Origin of the sequence: Paenibacillus sp. V4I7 (assembly GCF_030817275.1) — a bacterium.
In the GTDB taxonomy this organism is placed as follows: Bacteria; Bacillota; Bacilli; order Paenibacillales; family NBRC-103111; genus Paenibacillus_E.
Genome location: NZ_JAUSZD010000002.1, coordinates 6,904,880 through 6,921,878 on the forward strand (window position 1 = coordinate 6,904,880; position 16,999 = coordinate 6,921,878).

Below are 16,999 nucleotides of genomic sequence, written 5' to 3' on the forward strand. Positions count from 1 at the left end.
TCATCCCTTTATGCATTCCTTTTATTTAATGTCAAAATATTTGTACAGATCATCCAACATGGCTTTAGCTGCCATGGAGCCTCCGGCTAAGTTCCAAGTAATCGTATCCACCTTATAATATTTGCCGGCCTTAACACCCTTCAAATTTTTCCAGAGCGGGTGGGAGGTCCAATCTGTTAGAGATTTCTCTACCGTAGGATCATTAGGATTAAGCCGGGTAATATCGAAAATATAATCCCCATCTAACTGCGGCATTTGTTCTTTGGTGGTTATATTGACAACAGCCTTACCTTCCACCATTTGAGCCTTTGGACGCGGTAACCCAAGTTCCTTGAAGATGGTTCCGGCAAACCCTGTCGCGTAAAAACGCGCACTGCCGTCTTTCTCAAACCGGACAATCGATACCTCGGATTTAGCCAGCTTATCGCCCGCCTTTTGTTTAAACTCAGCAACACGTTTATCCCAATCGCTTAAAATTTTCGCTGCTTCATCCTGTTTGTATAGCGCATCAGCAGCAATCTTCAGGTTCGCTTTCCAATCAAAAATCTCATCCGTGATGACCGTGGGAGCAATGCTTGCCAGTTGGGGATAGATTTTTTCGTGACGCGCTTTGGTTCCGATGATCAAGTCTGGTTTTAACGCAATAATGGCTTCCACATTGGGCTGCGTTTCTTCTCCAAGACTTTTTACACCTTCCATATTGGCACGTAAATAGTTGTACCAAGGCTTTTCTTCCCATGACTCAACAGAACCAACGGGCTTTACTCCCAGGTGGGTAGCAATATCCGTCATCCCGTTGAATAGAACGACAACCCTTTCCGGCTTTTTCTTCAAAGTGGCTGTACCCATAGCATGCTTAATCGTTTTCTCTCCAGTAGCGGCAGCAGTTGATTGAGCTTGATCTTTCGGTTTTGCAGCTTCTGGCGAAGTTGTCGCACTACCGGTGCTTACATTTCCGCCTGTTGTCGATGCTCCGCAAGCAGTAACTGCAAGCGTTAATAACAGTACCATCATCATTTGTAAAGCCCTCATCTGTTTCTTCCTCCTTGTACAGCAAAGCAAACACAGTTGATGATCAAGCCATCTCTATTTGGAATGCGGATGCTGAACTCCCTTTATATTTTGTATTGATAATAATTATCAGTCTCAATTATAAGGTTCATCATTTACATTGTACATATCTAATTTTATCCGTTTCATTCACTTAATTTGTCTTACCTTTGTTCTTACATAACGTACTTGTACAAATAGAAACAAGCACTTCGCGAAAAGTATTCCTTTCCGAGAGTGCTTATTGTGTATTTGGTATAGACGAGCTGTGTGAATCATATTTATGAGAGAGATTACTTGGAAGGATGCGATTTACTCCCTATGGAACACATTTTACCACTACAAATAGAACTTATTCTGCAGTTTGGGGTAGCCTTTTTTTGGACAATCACATATATTTGGATTATTTATAAAGGGTTCCGGGATCGAACCTACGGAATGCCAATTGCCGCTCTATGTGCAAATATCACTTGGGAATTTCTGTTTTCCTTCGTCATGCCTTTCCACCCGCTCCAGCAAATCGTAACACTACTATGGTTTTTATTAGACTGCATCATCCTGTTTCAATTTTTCTATTTTTCAAAAAGCCTCTCTCCAAAATGGCCTATAAAACCTATAGTCTTCTCCTCACTTGGCATTGCTCTGCTGCTTCACTACGGAATGGCTGTCGAATTTCAGGATCCTGAAGGCAAGTATTCCGCATTTGGAATCAATCTAATGATGTCCATGCTATTTATAAAAATGCTGCTGAAACAAGATTTACAAGGCCAATCCATCTACATCGCCTACTCTAAAATGGTCGGTACCCTGTGTGCATCTATTTGGTGCTATTCCCTATACCCACATTCAATTTTGTTAAATATAATGTACATACTTACATTTATTCTAGATGTCGTTTACATCTTGTTGGTCTATAACAAGTCAGTAAAGATCGTTCCTAGATCCTCCACAACTCACCGTGCCTTCTATTAAGGGACTATAATCTTCATTGATTTCTCGTTGTTGTCAAATTGATCGGCCGCATTGCGAGCCCTAATGAGAAAATAATAGGTTTTCCCGGATGTTAACCCTTCCACCTTATCCTCGTAGGGGTATCGTTTGGTACGATCACCTCGTCCAGCATAGTCTAATGGAATGCCCAAATGCAGTGGAACAGCCTGTATCTCTGGATTTTTCATGTCCTGTTTAAAATCAAAATCTTGACCCTCTTTCACATAAAGCATGTACGAAATAGGACGAGCCTGAGAATGTGCCACATCCCACTGAACAAAAACATTTTTCCCACGGATATCTATATTCTGAATACCTACTCTCGCTTCAGAGTAAGGTTTACCGAACGGAGGTGTCATTGTATTTCCCCAAATTGGCGGTTTAGCCGTAGCATCCCGATGATCAATGACATAAGTATCTATAGCTGCAACCTGAGCATTGGATATGTAATGAACCATCCCTAAGTCATTTGCTTCTTGTACATCAGCAAGTAACATTTTTGATGCTTCATTCTGTTCTCCATTTAGCGCTTTTTTCATCAAATCACCGTTCGGTCCTTCCGCATAACCAAGGCTTAGAACACGAGATCCGTCAGTACGATCCGATTCGGCTAAAAGCTTTTGTACATAATTATACTTATTATCATTAAATAAATGTAGCTTCGTTAAACCACTGCGCCTGGCTGCTATCCAGCCGATAACTTTCAAATAAAGCAAAATCAACTAATCCTCGTAAAGTGAACGCATAGGCTGTCAAGTCAGGATTATAGAAAAAAAGCCCGCGATTCGCTAACAAAAACCGATCCGGATATGCTTGTCGAATGTTCGTAATTAATTGCTTCATCCCAGGCTGAACCCACTCAAATTGACCTTGATTGGAACTGGATGCATTGGTAAAAGAGTTTGGTGCCGCAGTATCCAAAGTGTCCAAAAACAACCCGTCACAACCATAACCTTGAATAGAGTCGTGGGTCAAAAGCTCTTTGATTCCCGATACCTTATCCGTTTGAAGTTTCATGTCGAGTAAAGCTTTAAACCATTCTGGATGACCGGGATTCAACTGATGCAGCGCTGCTTCTCCATCATACGCGGATACAGTTTGATAGTTTTCTTTATGTAACAGGTCACTAGGAGTTCGTGAATTTCCCTATCGTCTTCGACAATGCTTGTGGCTGTCTAGAAAGTCTGCAAAGAGTTGAAACGGTGAAGGCTTGGCTAGGAGAGGGAAATGTACTCCCCCGCGACGTACCTTTAGAACCTGTGATGGCAAGCCAAAAGTTTACAGCTTCTTCGATTGTTTTGCATAGGACGAAGGAGTCATTCCGGTAATCCTCTTGAAAATCCGACTGAAGTAAAATTCGTCCTCGTAGCCGACGAGCTTAGAAATATCGGTTAATGTCAACCCAGAGCGTCCCAGCAGTTCCTTCGCTTTAGTAACCCGCAGACGAATGATATAGTCCTTTGGCGCGAATCCGGTGAGCCGCTTGAACTGCCGGGTGTAATAGCCCGCGCTGAGCCCGGCCTTCTTGGCCAACTGCTCAACGGTTAAAGGAGACTGGAAATGGTCCGCGATATACCGGTATGTGAACTGAATCGCCGAATCCGCATCACTGCTGTACTGTTGATCGTACATATTGTCGATCAAGGAAAGCCATAGCTCCCGAAACGCCAAATTGCAGCGATATTGCGATATGGGATCGTAGGCTTTCCATAGTTGAAACACCTTATTAAAGCATCTACGAACTTCAGCCGGCCGAACCGTCTTAAGCATGCCGCGCAAAGGGGCAAGCCAGCTGTCGGAAGACTGTGAAATCCACTCCTGCTTCTCTTTATAACAAATTCGGTAGTCGAATCGGACATGGTAAATTTCAACGTCTTCTGCCTCCGAGACCGACCATTCGAACGTCGTCTCGGGAACGAACATCATGACGGCTCCCGCTTCCAGAGCATATTTCACGTTGTTCATCACGTAGTAACCCGCGCCTCTTACGATGTAGTGAATGGAATGAATGTTATGAACGTACGGCGCTTGATACGTACCGGCCTGGAGTATCGTATTTCCAGCAAAAGTAATCGAGAACACGGATTTATCAAGATAATCGGCCAGTTGGGTCGCGTTTATCAATGCTTACTCTCTCCTTGCAGATAAGGAACGTGCTCAGTTCGCAGGACGCAGAATGATGTGCTGCTTCCCCCGCCCGATCGGCACCGTCGCCTCCTGATACGAAACGATGAACGCCCTTCTAACTTGATCCGTTTCGTTGCCTTTCGAGGAATGCCAAGTCAACGAGTTAAAAAGCAGCATGGAGCCCGCCTTCATTCGCACCGGTTCGGCTTTGGACAAGTCGACCTGCTCCTCGTCCAGCGCCTTCCGACAAGTGCCGTTATTTTTGACGGTATATGGCTGCTGCCCTTGCTTATGACTTCCGGGAACGATCCATAAGCAACCGTTCAGCTCGTCGGTATCCTGCAGCGGTACCCAGATCGACATCCGAGTATCGCTGTTCACTACTTCGTTATAGTATGCGTCGTCCTGATGCCAGTGACAGACAGATGCGCTGTGCGGCAGCTTGGTCAACAGCTTTGAGGAAAAGATGGAAATGCCCGGCTTCACGATGTCCTCTATCAAGTTCAGGATCCGCTCGTCGTGAGCGAATTGTTTCGTCTTGTCGGTCAACATCGCCAGCTGGTACGTAAATCCTTCGTGTTCCCCCGACGTTTGGACTGGCTCTTCGCATCCATCAAGTTCTTCGTTAATCTCACTTAGTTCGTCCGCCGAAAATAGATTCGAAACGACCACATAGCCAAGCTCATCATAATGTTTTTTCTCTTTTATCGTCAATTTTCCCACCTGATTCACTCCCTTATTAATCGCTTGATTGTATTGTAGCACTTGGCTTTACGACTCTGCCATGGAGAAATACGATAAGCAATCTGGACAAATCGGATGTCTCCGGATATCGCATTAAAGCGGAAAACGGTCTGAAAAATGCCCAAGATTGGGTCGAAAAACGTTCACCGACAGCACCCCGTCTATAAGAATTGAAGTTGGTAGTCAAATGTTTGTTCCAAATTCCCTACAACCACTACATAGGAAGACATCCCCATATAAAGCAAAAAAGACACCGCTTGAGGTTCGCTTGAGGTGTCCCCTTTGATGGTATTGGTGGAGGCGAGTGCTCACACTCTGTTATCGCGGACTACAAATGAAAAAAGCACTCTTTCAGGTGCTTCTTCATTTTGTATGGAGGTGAGGGGAGTATTGAAATGTCCATTTAAATTGCTCCGAAGTTCATTCATCGATGATTCCCTTAGTGGTACATTTCAATGCCGTGCTCCCTCCGCATACGCTACGGTCCGCGCGGGCGAACCCCGAATGAGTACTTACGTCAGTTCGCTTGACGATGATTATGTTTAGCTTTAATAATGCGGTAACAGAGCTTAATAAGATTCGGCACGGAAAGTACTTTTTCCATAAGATATGAGAATGCTGAACGGTTTCCTCGTTTCGTGTTGCATTCCATGCAAGAAGCGAGTAAGTTTTGGGGAAGATCCGAACCGCCTTTACTTGAGGGAACAATATGATCTACTGTCGTTGCGTGACGCCCACACCACAAACAATTGTAATGATCCCGTTTTAATGCAGCATTTCGATAGTCTCGAAATGCAAATGGGTTGTAAAGTAATTGGATTGTCTGCTCGTCGATCCAGACGGCACGGGCTCGATCAACTTCCCTCCAAGCCCGGTGAAGCAAACATGGGGTTAGTTTTTGGCCATCCAGATTGAACACTGTTATCATAGTCAATCGCCTCCTAAGGCTAAAGTTAGATAATAACCACAGACCAATTGATTATTTGATTCGTGGTTATGTATATTGGAGACGAGACGAGTATCGGATATCTGCCTAAAGCGTGACCAATAAATGTCTTCCTTGAAAAGGCGAAAACCCGCTCTGGGAGCAGGTTTTCAGTAATGGAGGTGAGCCGTGGCTGTACAAATCCACAATTCGCCGCCGCGTGATGCTCAGATTGTTTGGGGAGGTAGCTTAAGCTAACTCTCATTTTCCAATTCCGATTCAATTTCATTCTGAATTTGAACATAATGGTCAACATTGCTCCAGCATTCCAAAAATAAATCCCGAGTATCGTCAACATCTATTTCAAAATCGCATCCTTCCGTCTGAAAGCTAAGGCTGCCTGTACGCAAATTGTACTCCGTATCAAAAATAAGATCTCCCGACTTATGCAGACCGGAAATCTGAAGTGATACCGCCAAGCTAATTTTAACGGCAGTGGGATCCTCATCCGCGAAAAGAATTGCTGATACGTTTACCTTGTTATCATTCTCTCGTTCAAAATATACTTCGGTTTCCCATTCATATTCCCATAAAAATTCAATAATCTCATCCAGCAGGCTCACGATCTCTCGCTTTACCCGACTAATCCTTACACAAAAAGCTTCAGTATCAACTTCTTTCAAACCTTCATAATCGTAAAAAGGATACTGCCTTCCATCATTTTCAAAAGCACGATAAGGGGCGAAAATAAGATCATCGTCCGGATGAATAATTATGTTAATTGGAATCAGTACAAGTTCGATACCTTCAGATACATCTCTAGTCTCAATTAATTTTGACATATTTTCAATTAGTTCAATTGATTTGCTGGATAAAGTTTGTCCGAGTTTAATCCCGTGCTTATACCTCTTCCTTGTTACAACTTTCTGCTCTACATCAAAGAGATCAGCAATCACACCATCAGTTATTACTTCGTCTATAAACATCTCTTGCAAATCATCTGGAGGAAGAGTTTCGATGTCCAGTATTTCACCGTTTGCCTTCTTCATTACATAGGACCTGAAAACAGGTGTTTCACGCTCCATAAAGTATTTAAACCGGTCAAACACTAATTTATCCATAATATTCCTCCTAAACTATTCGCAATCTATTATACTTCATAGTTTATAGATAAACATTATGAAACTGTCCTATCTTAACCATTGTGGTTTGAAGGAACAAGGGCTCTTTTTCCCGAACCTGAGTAAATTCATAATTCGTCGGCGTGCGATGCTGCGGATGTTTGGCGAGGTGGCTTAGCTTCCCCATTTCCCTTTGACTTATAGCTATTTTCGCCTCTTACCAAGCAACGGATCATCATTATTAATAAAAGGATCCAACCAAGCTGCTTTCTGTTGAGCCCATAAAATATAGCATTCTAAATCGTCCCTTTCTTGCTGATCCAATATGCCCTGCTGCTTAACGGATAAAGCAAGTATATACTTCCTTATTAATTCAGCCTTTTGGTAATCATTTGCTCGGTCTTCCAAGTCTTGAATCCTTAATAGTTCTTGTTCTCTAAGTTCAATAATCTTTCTTCTTTCTAACTCTGCTTGTCTCCTTCTATTTTCAGCCTCTTCTCGCTCTATTCGAACAAGTCTCAATTTCTCAGCCGTCTCAAAGATAGCTACTACAATATCACTGATGCTTTGTTCAATTTTCTTATTTTCAATATCATTCCAATTTTTACGTGGTGCGTACCATTCATCAATAAAAAAATGCAAGTAACCTGTCTGAATATAGTCGAATTTCGGAGCCCATGAATAACCTGACCTTGCTTCACTCTTCAACTCTTCTTTTGTCTTCTCATGCAGCATTTGTTTTCTTTTCTCTTTAATGCCTATCTTAACTTCTTCTCTTCCCACACAAATTTTCGTCTCACGCTGCTTGTTTTTTATTATCCCACCAAACTTTTCAATAGCTTTGAGAACAGCATCAAAAATTTTCAACGCCCTCTCGAACTGTTCATCTGACGTATTCACATCGAGACAATTCGCTGAAGCAGGACGAGTCGACTCTTTCCTCGCTCTTTTATATTGCAAAGTATCATGAACAAGGGGGTGGGCATTCAATAATTTCGCAGATAGGGTCGATTCAGAACAAAACTTCTCAATCTCCAACTTTTGCTGTATTGGAATAAGATTAGGCCTTCCAGGCAACTCACATCATCCCCTATACTCCATATGAATTTCCGAATTATGGATTTACTCTTATCTATGACCATCAACATGATTTCGATATTTTTCAACAATTACCTTCCCAACATAGGTAAATTCCCGTTTTAGTCAAAAAAAGTGAAAGTACCGTCAAATGCGCCACTGATACGCAACTAACGATACTCTTTTAGGTAAATAGTAACTTAAACGTGTTGAACCCCTGTCCAGCATTAAATGTTGTGGTTTTGCACGGACAAGGGTTCATAAAAGCGAGCCGTGGCTTTACAAATCCACAATTCGTCGCCGCGTGATGATTAGGATTTTTGAGGAGGTGGCTTAGGCTGAAAATTCTCTTTAGCATCGTATCTAAGGTTTAAAGAGATTCCAAAATTTATAATTATTTCGTGAAAAATTACTGTTGACATGATAAAGTATTTACAACTGGGGAGGGAAAAATTGAATGGGGAAACTTACAAGAAATTTATATAATGCTACTTGTTGGAACTGCAGTTTTTCCAACAATATCGATATCAATGAATTAGTCGAAACGAAATATACCAAATGTACAAATTGCAACAAGAATATTGTCGAAATTTATTCTCATTTAGAAATACCAAGGTACAGAGTATATTTAGAATGTAGAAAGTGTAATTCAGTCAACGAAATCAAGGAAGATAATATACATTTTTATAAATGTATTAAATGTAAAACAGATTTTTCTGTAAAAAGAAAAAAAGAAAATAATTCGTTAATTTATTCCAAATTAACGGAATCATTTTTTAATTTGATTGGTCTCCTCTTTCTAATAGGACCAATTATTGCTGTTGGAATTTATATAGCAAAGCAAGACCCAGAAAATGATCCTAGGAATACTCGAGGAACAACAAGAGCAGATTTATGTGAAAGTCAAGCTACTAGTGAAGCATCCTTCGCTTGGTGTATGAGTAGTTTTGGTGATGACTACGATCAAGATATTGGTACAGGGGGGTCAGGATATCATAATGTAAGACCCTACACTCGTAGCGATGGGACACAAGTTAATGGATATATAAGGTCAAACCCTGATAGTTCAAAAAGTAATAATATTAATGGTAAATGATAGATAAATGTGAATCAGATGTTATTGAGGGTGAAAGAGAATATGTTTGTTTTATGAAAATCGAACTCCTGCCTCTATTTAATCATTGTGGTTTTGTATGGACAAGGGTTCAAGTATCTGAGCCGTGGCTTTACAAATCCACAATTCGCCGCCGCGTGATGCTGAAGATGTTTGGGGAGGTGGCATAGCTTGATAATTCCGTTAACAAATTCAGTAGTTTTTTCGATCCGGGTCTTCCCGATCAATTCTCCTATCCACCTCATCCCATTCTTCCTCATCAAAATATCTTTCATTATCTTCTCTCGTAGTAACTTCCTCATTAATTATTCCACTTTTTAAATAATCATCAAGTAACAGGAATGCTTTTCCGGTCTGGTTTAAGCTAAATTTTAACCTATACCGTGCAACTTCCCCTGAAGGATTCTCGTATGGTCTAATTAACGGCAATCTATCTTCTTCACTATCCCAACCTTCCTCTTCCATCGAATAATCATCTTCATCGTATTGTAAATAAAAATCTTCATCAATAGAAATGATTGCCCAAGGGAATAGCTTCTTGAAGGCTTCCTCATAAGAAACTAGCCCCAGAAATATCATAGGATAATTTAATGCCGTCGTTTCTTTATTGGTTTGGGAGTCTATAATTTTCAAAGTTATGGAACCTCGACCTGAGGTTTTATTTACCCATTCTTCTGATTCAAGAATAACAGAGTTTCCTTTTGATAATTCTTCCATCCAGGGCCTAGCGAGGACTAATGAGTGAAGTCTTTTCTCGTAATCGGTTTGATTCCCTGCAATCAGTTCAAGTTTCCTCTTTGAGGAAATATTCAACTGCTGTGTAAATGGAACGCGTATTGCCCAGTGGTTTTCTAAAACAATTGCATTGTCATCAGTTATCTGTACCCAATAACTTTCCCCTTCAATATCATCACATAATATTAGGATTACAGGTAGCGAATGGTTTTTCCAATAATTCAAGTGCTTCATTTTCCCACGATATAAATATCCATTATTCGTTCTTTCACGTAAATAGCTTTGACCTGTTTTTATTTGTGCTGCTATTAATTTCCCCGTTACTAAGCTATCTCCTACAATTTCAATGTGAGCATCAATTCCAAAGTCTTTCTTGGGTTGTTCACGGAATATCCATCCGATTTGAGTTGTTACAATATTGTTAACTAACATAAGTCCAATTTCTTCAGTAGGTCCACTGTAGTGTGGTAAATCTGTCAAGGTTTCCGCCTCCATCCTGCAGTCGTATTTCTCAATGTCTATTATATAAAATATGACAAATGTAAGATATAGAATGCGATAAATCGACTTTTTATAATTGAAGTTAAAGACTGCAGGAATCCAAAAAAGCGAAAGTACCGTCAAAAGCGTTATCGAGACGCAACTGACGGTACTTTCAAATTTAAAAACATTCTGGATTGGGATTTAGAGTGTAACGAACCCCTGTCCTACATTAACCATTGTGGTTTTGTATGGACAAGGGTTCGATTTTCTGAGCCGTGGCTTGTTAAATCCACAATTCGCCGCCGCGTGATGCTTCGGATGTTTGGACAGGCGGCATAATATTACTTCATTTATAGGGATCTGAACTTTGAGCAACCTCTTCTATAGAATAATGATTTGAATATCTCTCTGACATTTTATTATTTAAACTCACCATATTATAGTGATTTGCCAACATGTCAATCAGAGACACTTTATTTTCCTTTTGTGCAAAAACCAAATTAGATGCTGTACAAATCGATTCAATTTGTTTCTTTTCATATCCGCTAAGGTGTGTGACAATATCGTCACGATTTGATGTTTTTAGATATTCTAATACCTCATCCAGATCAAAATGTTTCTTTTGCTTGACCCTTTTCAAAGTTACGGGTTGTCCTGTAACCTTTGAGTGAATGTCCTTCAACATTTCATCTACTGTATTATCTTTATATACTTCAAGGATATCAGAAACGACTGAAATCAGATTAATTAAATTTCTTACTTTCATTGGCTCACCTACACCTTTGTACAAATTCAATACTTATTTCCCTCAAGAAATCACTTTGTCTTTTTGCATTGGCGAGCTTATCTTCTAGTGCAAAAACAGGATATGCCATTGCAGATGCTCTGGGGATTCCATCACCATAAGTTAAGTATTGGCTAAAAACATCATTTTTAAAAAGTTGTTGAAGCGATTGCATAATATTGAACTGTGACTTTTTAGGCTTTCTTCTATATTCACGAATGTTGTTTAATACAATACCTAAAAGTTTAGTTTCATTGTAATCTTGTGAAACTGCCACGAAATTATTATTCAAATTGTTAACTGCGTTTGACACTGCCATTATACCATATGAAGACAATTTATCAGCAATTGTTGGAATTAAATAATAGTCACTAGCATAAAGAGCATTTTGAGTTATGTAGTTTAAATTAGGGGGACAATCTATTAGTATATAATCATACTTATCACGGACACTTTCTAAAATTGTATCGAGTATTTGAAATTTATAAACATCAGTTTGGAGTAAATTGGGCTTTATCTTAGGCTTTGGCTTAGAATCATGTTGAGCAATAAACATATCTGTATAAATTAAATCTGGGTGGGACGGCACCAGATCAATATACTTAAAAATATAGTTAGGCTCACGACTCCGAACCTTTTCTTTTAAAATTATTTTATTCTCAATATTAAATGCACCGTTATCTAAGTATTGCTCAAATATATCTTTTATTGTGGGAATGGGAGTATCTCTTTTATAAGTCAAATCTTCAAATTGATTATCACCTAAGCATGCAATAGAAAGATTACATTGAGCATCTGCATCTAAAAGTAATACTCTCGGGGCATTATCGAGTCCTAAATCTTTACTGTGATCCAATTTTTGCAAACCAACTGCAATGTGGTGGGTAATTGTTGTTTTTCCAACTCCACCTTTCCAATTGATAACACTAATAACCTTCCCCATATTACACCTCATCAAGCAAGAGAATTCTGTACCTTATAACAAGGATACCAGATTTAACCATTATTTGCTTGACTTATTATTATGTATTCAAATCACTATCACTCCGCTGACATAAACAACATCATATCCTCTTTGAAATAATGAAACGATTAACCCATCAGATTTAGTTAATAAATGGATAGTAAGCACTGAAAACAGGCGTATCCATGAACGGATACGCCTGTTCTAAATATTTTACGATGAACCCCTCTCTCTGCACTCTTTGATGTGGTTTTATCTGGACAAGGGTTCTTAAAAGCGAGCCGCGGCTGTACAATCCACAATTCGTCGCAGCTTGATGCTGAGATTGTTTGGGGAGGTAGCCTAATCCTCGGAAGGATCTTCTATTGCCACGCCTACTTCTGCCAAAGACGTCACAAGTTGAAGTAATTCTTCCTCATCGCCCCAAACAATGCATCCATCAGGGAACTCTCTATTTGAATCTAATAAGCACTGAAGCAATTTTTCAACTCTTGCAAAAGCTTCATTGTTATTCATTAGATATGTCAATGCATTGTATGGTTTTCCTGATTTTATGGTTTGCCCAAAATAAGCGGCTTCAAAATTAGGAAGGGATGATAAATGTCGAATCTTCTGGGGATGGGTTGCTTGCTTGACTACTTTAAGTATATTTGCATTGTGGGGCCAAGCTGGATTCTTTTTCCCACTATTCTCAACCCTAGGCGAATCCGTATCATGCAAAACTGAATACCCACTTCCAAAATGATTCAGTATTTTACACAAAGAAATAATTGTCGCCTTTCCTCTTGCCCTTACGATATGTATATTTTTATATCTATCAGATGCTTTGGACATTATGTATTTAAAGGCAGTATACTCGGTGTCACCCTCAACAATTATAGTTTGTCCACCAAAAAAGAACTCAGCAACATGTGGATCGAATAAGTTCAATAATTTCAGCCTTTCACGATCATCATCATCCAGTTGAACTTTCTCCGGACGGAAAACGGTTGTTCCAAAAATATCACCCTGTTCAGATCTTTCGACCCTCACAATTGTTGTATTGTTTCTTGACAAATCAATAAATGCAGGCGAATGAGTGGTTACCATCACTTGCCAACTTCCTTGTCTAGGTAAATCATACAAAACCCTGCAAGCTTCCCGAACAGCATTTGGATGTAAACAAAGCTCGGGCTCGTCCAATAATAAAACATGTGGTCGGTCATTTCCTGCCTTTTTACTCGCGTTATTTTGAACTAACAGCCTTAAAGCAGACCATAGCAGAGTCCTTCGAGCCCCGCTTCCTTGTTTATCGATAGCGCTCTGATATCCCTGTCCTGGTCCCATCAACAATTTTGCTGAATTTTTAAACAGCGACACATCATTCTCAATATCATCTTCAGCTCTGGGATCGAACTTAATCACATACCCAGGAAAAATGCCTGATATTATGGAAGATAGCTCGGTCTCAATTGAATCTATTTCTTCCTTAGAATCGTTAAAAATCTTTTTTCGTAAATCAGCTATTTGCTGTAGTAACTTTGAATAATCAGATATCTCTTCCCCATCTTTGAGTGCAGAGGATTGGACTCCTTTAATTCGGTCTTTAATTATTGTATTAAGTAATTCAAGAACCTGCTTTTCCTGTTCATGCGGTTGAGCAAAAGCTTCAATTAAATGGGGTTGTGGACGCTTTGCTTGAGCAACTCCCGGAGCTCCCCATGGTACTTGATCATCCCAATCTTGTTTATCAGTGTCAAATCCTTGTCTCTTGGGGTCAGCATTTGCTGCATGCCAAGTCCACCGTTCCATGACAATAGCTTTGCCTTCTTCCACTTGTACCCATCGTCTTGCTGGAGTTGTGTCACCATCAACAATTGTATGTAATTCGATCTGAGGTAGTTCTAGTGTATTAATTTTCCCATTCGGAAAATCACTTTCAGCTAACTTACACTTATTCGATCCATGATTCATTACAATTTCATATGCTTTGAGAATAGAACTTTTCCCTGCATTATTTGGACCAACCAAAACCACTATGTCATCCAAATCGATAGTCACTGGATTATTTCCAATACACCTGAAATTCCTAATAATCATTCTTCTTAATTTGGGCTGACTTGATTCAAACCATTTGGACAAATCCTCTCCTACTTCTGATGCTGGCTTTCTTGCCACTAAAATCGCCCCTTTTTCCAAATATTTGAAGATATTTCGATCATATCATAAGTAATTAATAGGAACAAGAGTTCTCAATTAATGGAAGTGATTCTAGTACTCAAAGTGCCGACTAAAAAAAGCGACGGTAGGGTAGAGAGCGTCTCGATAACGCCACTGATGGCACTCACTTGTGGTATGGTAAGGCAAATTTTAGACTCGATAGTCTAATAATACGCTTGCCTTTAAGGCAGCAATTTAAGTGCAATGAAAAATCTGATATAATAAAAAATACATTGGAGGGATTTTAATGGAACCTTTTTTGAAAGCATTGAACCAAGCTATTAGTTCTTGGTCAGAACTATCAAGGGAATGGGAACTAATAGAACCAAACTACTCAGACAAGTTATCAGAAGGCTATCCTTTCAATAAGGACTTTAATGAAGTCATACACGATTTAATTGAATGGCGCGAAAAACTAAATAACAATTCATAAGACAAAAAAAGTACTGTCACAAGAATGACAGTACTTTTCTTTTGGTCAAAATTGACCTCCAAAAGTTATAAAAACTCCATTGGCTACCTAATTATTAACTAATTCCTCTATTTTATTAAAAATAGAGTGTTTTGCGAATTTCTTGAAAAACGCTCTTCTAGCAATCTTAAAGATTCGATGTCTATCAATAACACATGTATTAATAACTGAAACATTTTCAAACTCACCATTGGCACGTCGACAGTAAAAAGGAACAAATGTATATTGCAAATATGGCGCTATATTATTTAACCTCGCAAGCCACGTATCAGGCTTTATGGAACTTTGTTTTTCCTCCCACTCCTCATTACTGCAAGCACACTGACCAAATGAAAATGGTATAAATGGCATATTGTCAAAAGAAGTAAAAGAAACTAAATCGAGTCCCCCATCACCGGCTGGCACATCATACTTCGAATCCATATCGAAGGGCTTAGATGTAATAGCAGATAAATTATTAGCTAAAGTACTTATTCTTTGCCTCAAATTACCTTCGTAGTAGTTGTTTGTATCGCTTCTTGAGGTTCCAAATACATGGGTATTTGCGTAGGGAGAAGAAATTGCACGTAAAATATAACAACTTATATCTTCAAAAGCATGCGTCAAATAATAGCCTGTTGATTTATCAAAAAAAGAAAGGTTTGATGCGCATAGAAGAAAGAAATAAAATGTATGATGCCTTAATTGATTGCTTTTAAGAGCTATAGACTTATCACTAGTTATTTCAAATGGATAATATTTCCCGAGGGTTCTTGCTCGAAATTCAATCAATGAAAAATATCCTTCTATATCTGAATAAATTTTATCATATTTTGATGAGTGTTCCCAGCTGCCGCGATCCATTTCTTCTGGATTTTCATCGGCATAATGATCCAGCATATCATCAATAGACATGAATTTATCATCGCTTTTCATACAAGACAGCTCTATGAAATCCGCCCACTTATTAGCTTCATTTCTCGACCATTTAGGCAGTTGTTTGATTTTATCTGAAAGGGCCATTGCTATTCACCTTGCTTTTCGATGAGTCTCAAAAGTTTTTGTAACTGGTCTGGAGTTAAATCCTCCAACCCAGCCAACTTGCCACCCCCATTAGATGAAAAATTTTCACTAATAGCACCTTTTATAGATTTGCATAGCTTTTCAATATCTTCAATTACAGCAATAGTATTTTCAGGATACATACTTAATTGCTCGATCATATTTTTCGAACTTTGCATACTTGTTCTGGCTTTTTCTATTAAAGAATGAAAGGTTTCATTAGGAGCAGAAGTATAAAGCAAGGCCTCAGAAATAGTACTCCCTTGCTCTAGCTTCTTTAATGCAGGTCGAGATTCAAGTATTTTATTTAACTCAGATATATTACGAGAATCTTCAACTTTTCTTTTTACTGGGTCAAATAACCATATAAATAATTGAGCAAAATGTTCTTTATTGAGGTTGGTTAATGAAGAATCTCCTGCTGAAGAAAGACCAAGATAAGCAATTGTATCACTATAAGATAATGCAGTTGTTAGCCATGAAAAGTTAAAATCTTTTTCTTCAATATCCACATCATAATATGCATCATTATTCGCCATTTCATAAAGTTTTAAAGCAGTATGTAGTTTAGCAACATAGTCTGTGCGACTTCCAATCATTTTTGCTAACACTGAATAAATTTGTTCCTGCCCAACCTCATTAATATGTAATACATAAAGTTGATCAAGGTATCTCGCTTTTTCTAAAGAACCCCAATCCTTAACTCCAGTTATGTGACGATATCCCAAATAATCTAGAATCTCTTCCCTATTATTGTAAAGTATGACAGGTATAACAGTTGGGATACTCTTAGCCAAATCTTTTGCTTCAGCAATTGACTTCTTACGCAGTGTTGTCAATTCTGGATTTGATAATAATTTTAATGCTGCTAACCTACGATTTCCTTCTACAACAATAAAATTTTCTGGGTATCCAATTTTAGGAACCACCAATAAAGGCTCTGCTTCCGAATACCCTATTTCTCCAATTGATTGCATTAATTCTACAATATTTCCGTATCGGTTCAAATAATCAATTACTTTTAATTCATCCTCAGATCCAATTAACGTTTTGGGTAAACGCGGGTTTTGAGGATCGAAATGCAGTTTATCCAAACTAACGAATACTAATTTCGCCATGGAGATTCCTCCTAATTCAGGTGTAATAAACAACCTCAAAAAATTTGTTATTTAT

General features: G+C 39.0%; 17 protein-coding genes. 3 read left to right on the forward strand and 14 right to left on the reverse strand.

The window, feature by feature from the left end:
- Positions 1 to 21: 21 nt before the first annotated feature.
- Positions 22 to 1,032, reverse strand: a complete 1,011-nt coding sequence (locus QFZ80_RS32255; protein ID WP_307551385.1) for an ABC transporter substrate-binding protein — start codon at positions 1,030 to 1,032, stop codon at positions 22 to 24.
- A 339-nt stretch (positions 1,033 to 1,371) separates the two neighbouring features.
- On the opposite strand from QFZ80_RS32255, the gene QFZ80_RS32260 reads away from it, so the two are divergent.
- Positions 1,372 to 2,022 (forward strand): transmembrane-type terpene cyclase, encoded by a 651-nt coding sequence (locus tag QFZ80_RS32260; protein ID WP_307562819.1) that lies wholly within the window; start codon positions 1,372 to 1,374, stop codon positions 2,020 to 2,022.
- Here QFZ80_RS32260 and QFZ80_RS32265 read toward each other — a convergent pair.
- The 7 genes from QFZ80_RS32265 to QFZ80_RS32295 all read right to left on the reverse strand — a co-directional run bounded on the left by QFZ80_RS32265 (position 2,019) and on the right by QFZ80_RS32295 (position 8,034).
- Positions 2,019 to 2,756, reverse strand: a complete 738-nt coding sequence (locus QFZ80_RS32265) for a hypothetical protein (RefSeq protein WP_307562820.1) — start codon at positions 2,754 to 2,756, stop codon at positions 2,019 to 2,021. The two genes, QFZ80_RS32260 and QFZ80_RS32265, sit on opposite strands and share 4 nt — an antisense overlap.
- Positions 2,686 to 3,099, reverse strand: a complete 414-nt coding sequence (locus QFZ80_RS32270) for a hypothetical protein (protein ID WP_307562822.1) — start codon at positions 3,097 to 3,099, stop codon at positions 2,686 to 2,688. The genes QFZ80_RS32265 and QFZ80_RS32270 overlap by 71 nt, the downstream gene beginning before the upstream one ends.
- Before the next feature lie 219 nt (positions 3,100 to 3,318).
- Positions 3,319 to 4,164: an AraC family transcriptional regulator gene (locus QFZ80_RS32275; RefSeq protein WP_307562824.1), complete on the reverse strand. Its 846-nt coding sequence runs from the start codon at positions 4,162 to 4,164 to the stop codon at positions 3,319 to 3,321.
- A gap of 33 nt (positions 4,165 to 4,197) precedes the next feature.
- Positions 4,198 to 4,890 carry a phytanoyl-CoA dioxygenase family protein gene (locus QFZ80_RS32280; protein WP_307562826.1) on the reverse strand — a complete coding sequence of 231 codons (693 nt, stop codon included), beginning with the start codon at positions 4,888 to 4,890 and terminating at the stop codon, positions 4,198 to 4,200.
- 538 nt (positions 4,891 to 5,428) lie between these two features.
- Positions 5,429 to 5,839, reverse strand: a complete 411-nt coding sequence (locus QFZ80_RS32285; RefSeq protein ID WP_307562829.1) for an HNH endonuclease — start codon at positions 5,837 to 5,839, stop codon at positions 5,429 to 5,431.
- 251 nt (positions 5,840 to 6,090) lie between these two features.
- A complete protein-coding gene (locus QFZ80_RS32290) occupies positions 6,091 to 6,957 on the reverse strand; it encodes a hypothetical protein (RefSeq protein ID WP_307562831.1) in 867 nt (288 codons plus the stop codon).
- 204 nt (positions 6,958 to 7,161) lie between these two features.
- Complete coding sequence (locus QFZ80_RS32295) at positions 7,162 to 8,034, reverse strand: hypothetical protein (protein WP_307562832.1); 873 nt, start codon at positions 8,032 to 8,034, stop codon at positions 7,162 to 7,164.
- A gap of 457 nt (positions 8,035 to 8,491) precedes the next feature.
- Here QFZ80_RS32295 and QFZ80_RS32300 point away from each other — a divergent pair, with 457 nt between their 5' ends.
- On the forward strand, positions 8,492 to 9,130 hold the full coding sequence (locus QFZ80_RS32300) for a hypothetical protein (RefSeq protein WP_307562834.1): 639 nt from the start codon (positions 8,492 to 8,494) through the stop codon (positions 9,128 to 9,130).
- Positions 9,131 to 9,340: 210 nt separating this feature from the next.
- On the opposite strand, the gene QFZ80_RS32305 is transcribed toward QFZ80_RS32300, so the two are convergent.
- From QFZ80_RS32305 to QFZ80_RS32320, 4 genes are all read right to left on the reverse strand, one after another.
- Positions 9,341 to 10,363 carry a DUF4365 domain-containing protein gene (locus QFZ80_RS32305; protein WP_307562836.1) on the reverse strand — a complete coding sequence of 341 codons (1,023 nt, stop codon included), beginning with the start codon at positions 10,361 to 10,363 and terminating at the stop codon, positions 9,341 to 9,343.
- A 349-nt stretch (positions 10,364 to 10,712) separates the two neighbouring features.
- Positions 10,713 to 11,132: a hypothetical protein gene (locus QFZ80_RS32310; protein WP_307562838.1), complete on the reverse strand. Its 420-nt coding sequence runs from the start codon at positions 11,130 to 11,132 to the stop codon at positions 10,713 to 10,715.
- A gap of 4 nt (positions 11,133 to 11,136) precedes the next feature.
- On the reverse strand, positions 11,137 to 12,093 hold the full coding sequence (locus QFZ80_RS32315) for a ParA family protein (RefSeq protein WP_307562839.1): 957 nt from the start codon (positions 12,091 to 12,093) through the stop codon (positions 11,137 to 11,139).
- Positions 12,094 to 12,456: 363 nt separating this feature from the next.
- Positions 12,457 to 14,271, reverse strand: coding sequence for an ATP-dependent nuclease (locus tag QFZ80_RS32320; protein ID WP_307562841.1), 1,815 nt, complete (start codon positions 14,269 to 14,271; stop codon positions 12,457 to 12,459).
- A 289-nt stretch (positions 14,272 to 14,560) separates the two neighbouring features.
- Between QFZ80_RS32320 and QFZ80_RS32325 the strand changes: the two genes are divergently transcribed.
- Complete coding sequence (locus tag QFZ80_RS32325) at positions 14,561 to 14,746, forward strand: hypothetical protein (protein ID WP_307562843.1); 186 nt, start codon at positions 14,561 to 14,563, stop codon at positions 14,744 to 14,746.
- 87 nt (positions 14,747 to 14,833) lie between these two features.
- Here QFZ80_RS32325 and QFZ80_RS32330 read toward each other — a convergent pair whose 3' ends face one another.
- Positions 14,834 to 15,787, reverse strand: coding sequence for a hypothetical protein (locus QFZ80_RS32330; RefSeq protein WP_307562845.1), 954 nt, complete (start codon positions 15,785 to 15,787; stop codon positions 14,834 to 14,836).
- A 2-nt stretch (positions 15,788 to 15,789) separates the two neighbouring features.
- Positions 15,790 to 16,944 (reverse strand): hypothetical protein, encoded by a 1,155-nt coding sequence (locus tag QFZ80_RS32335; RefSeq protein WP_307562847.1) that lies wholly within the window; start codon positions 16,942 to 16,944, stop codon positions 15,790 to 15,792.
- Between the last annotated feature and the right edge of the window lie 55 nt (positions 16,945 to 16,999).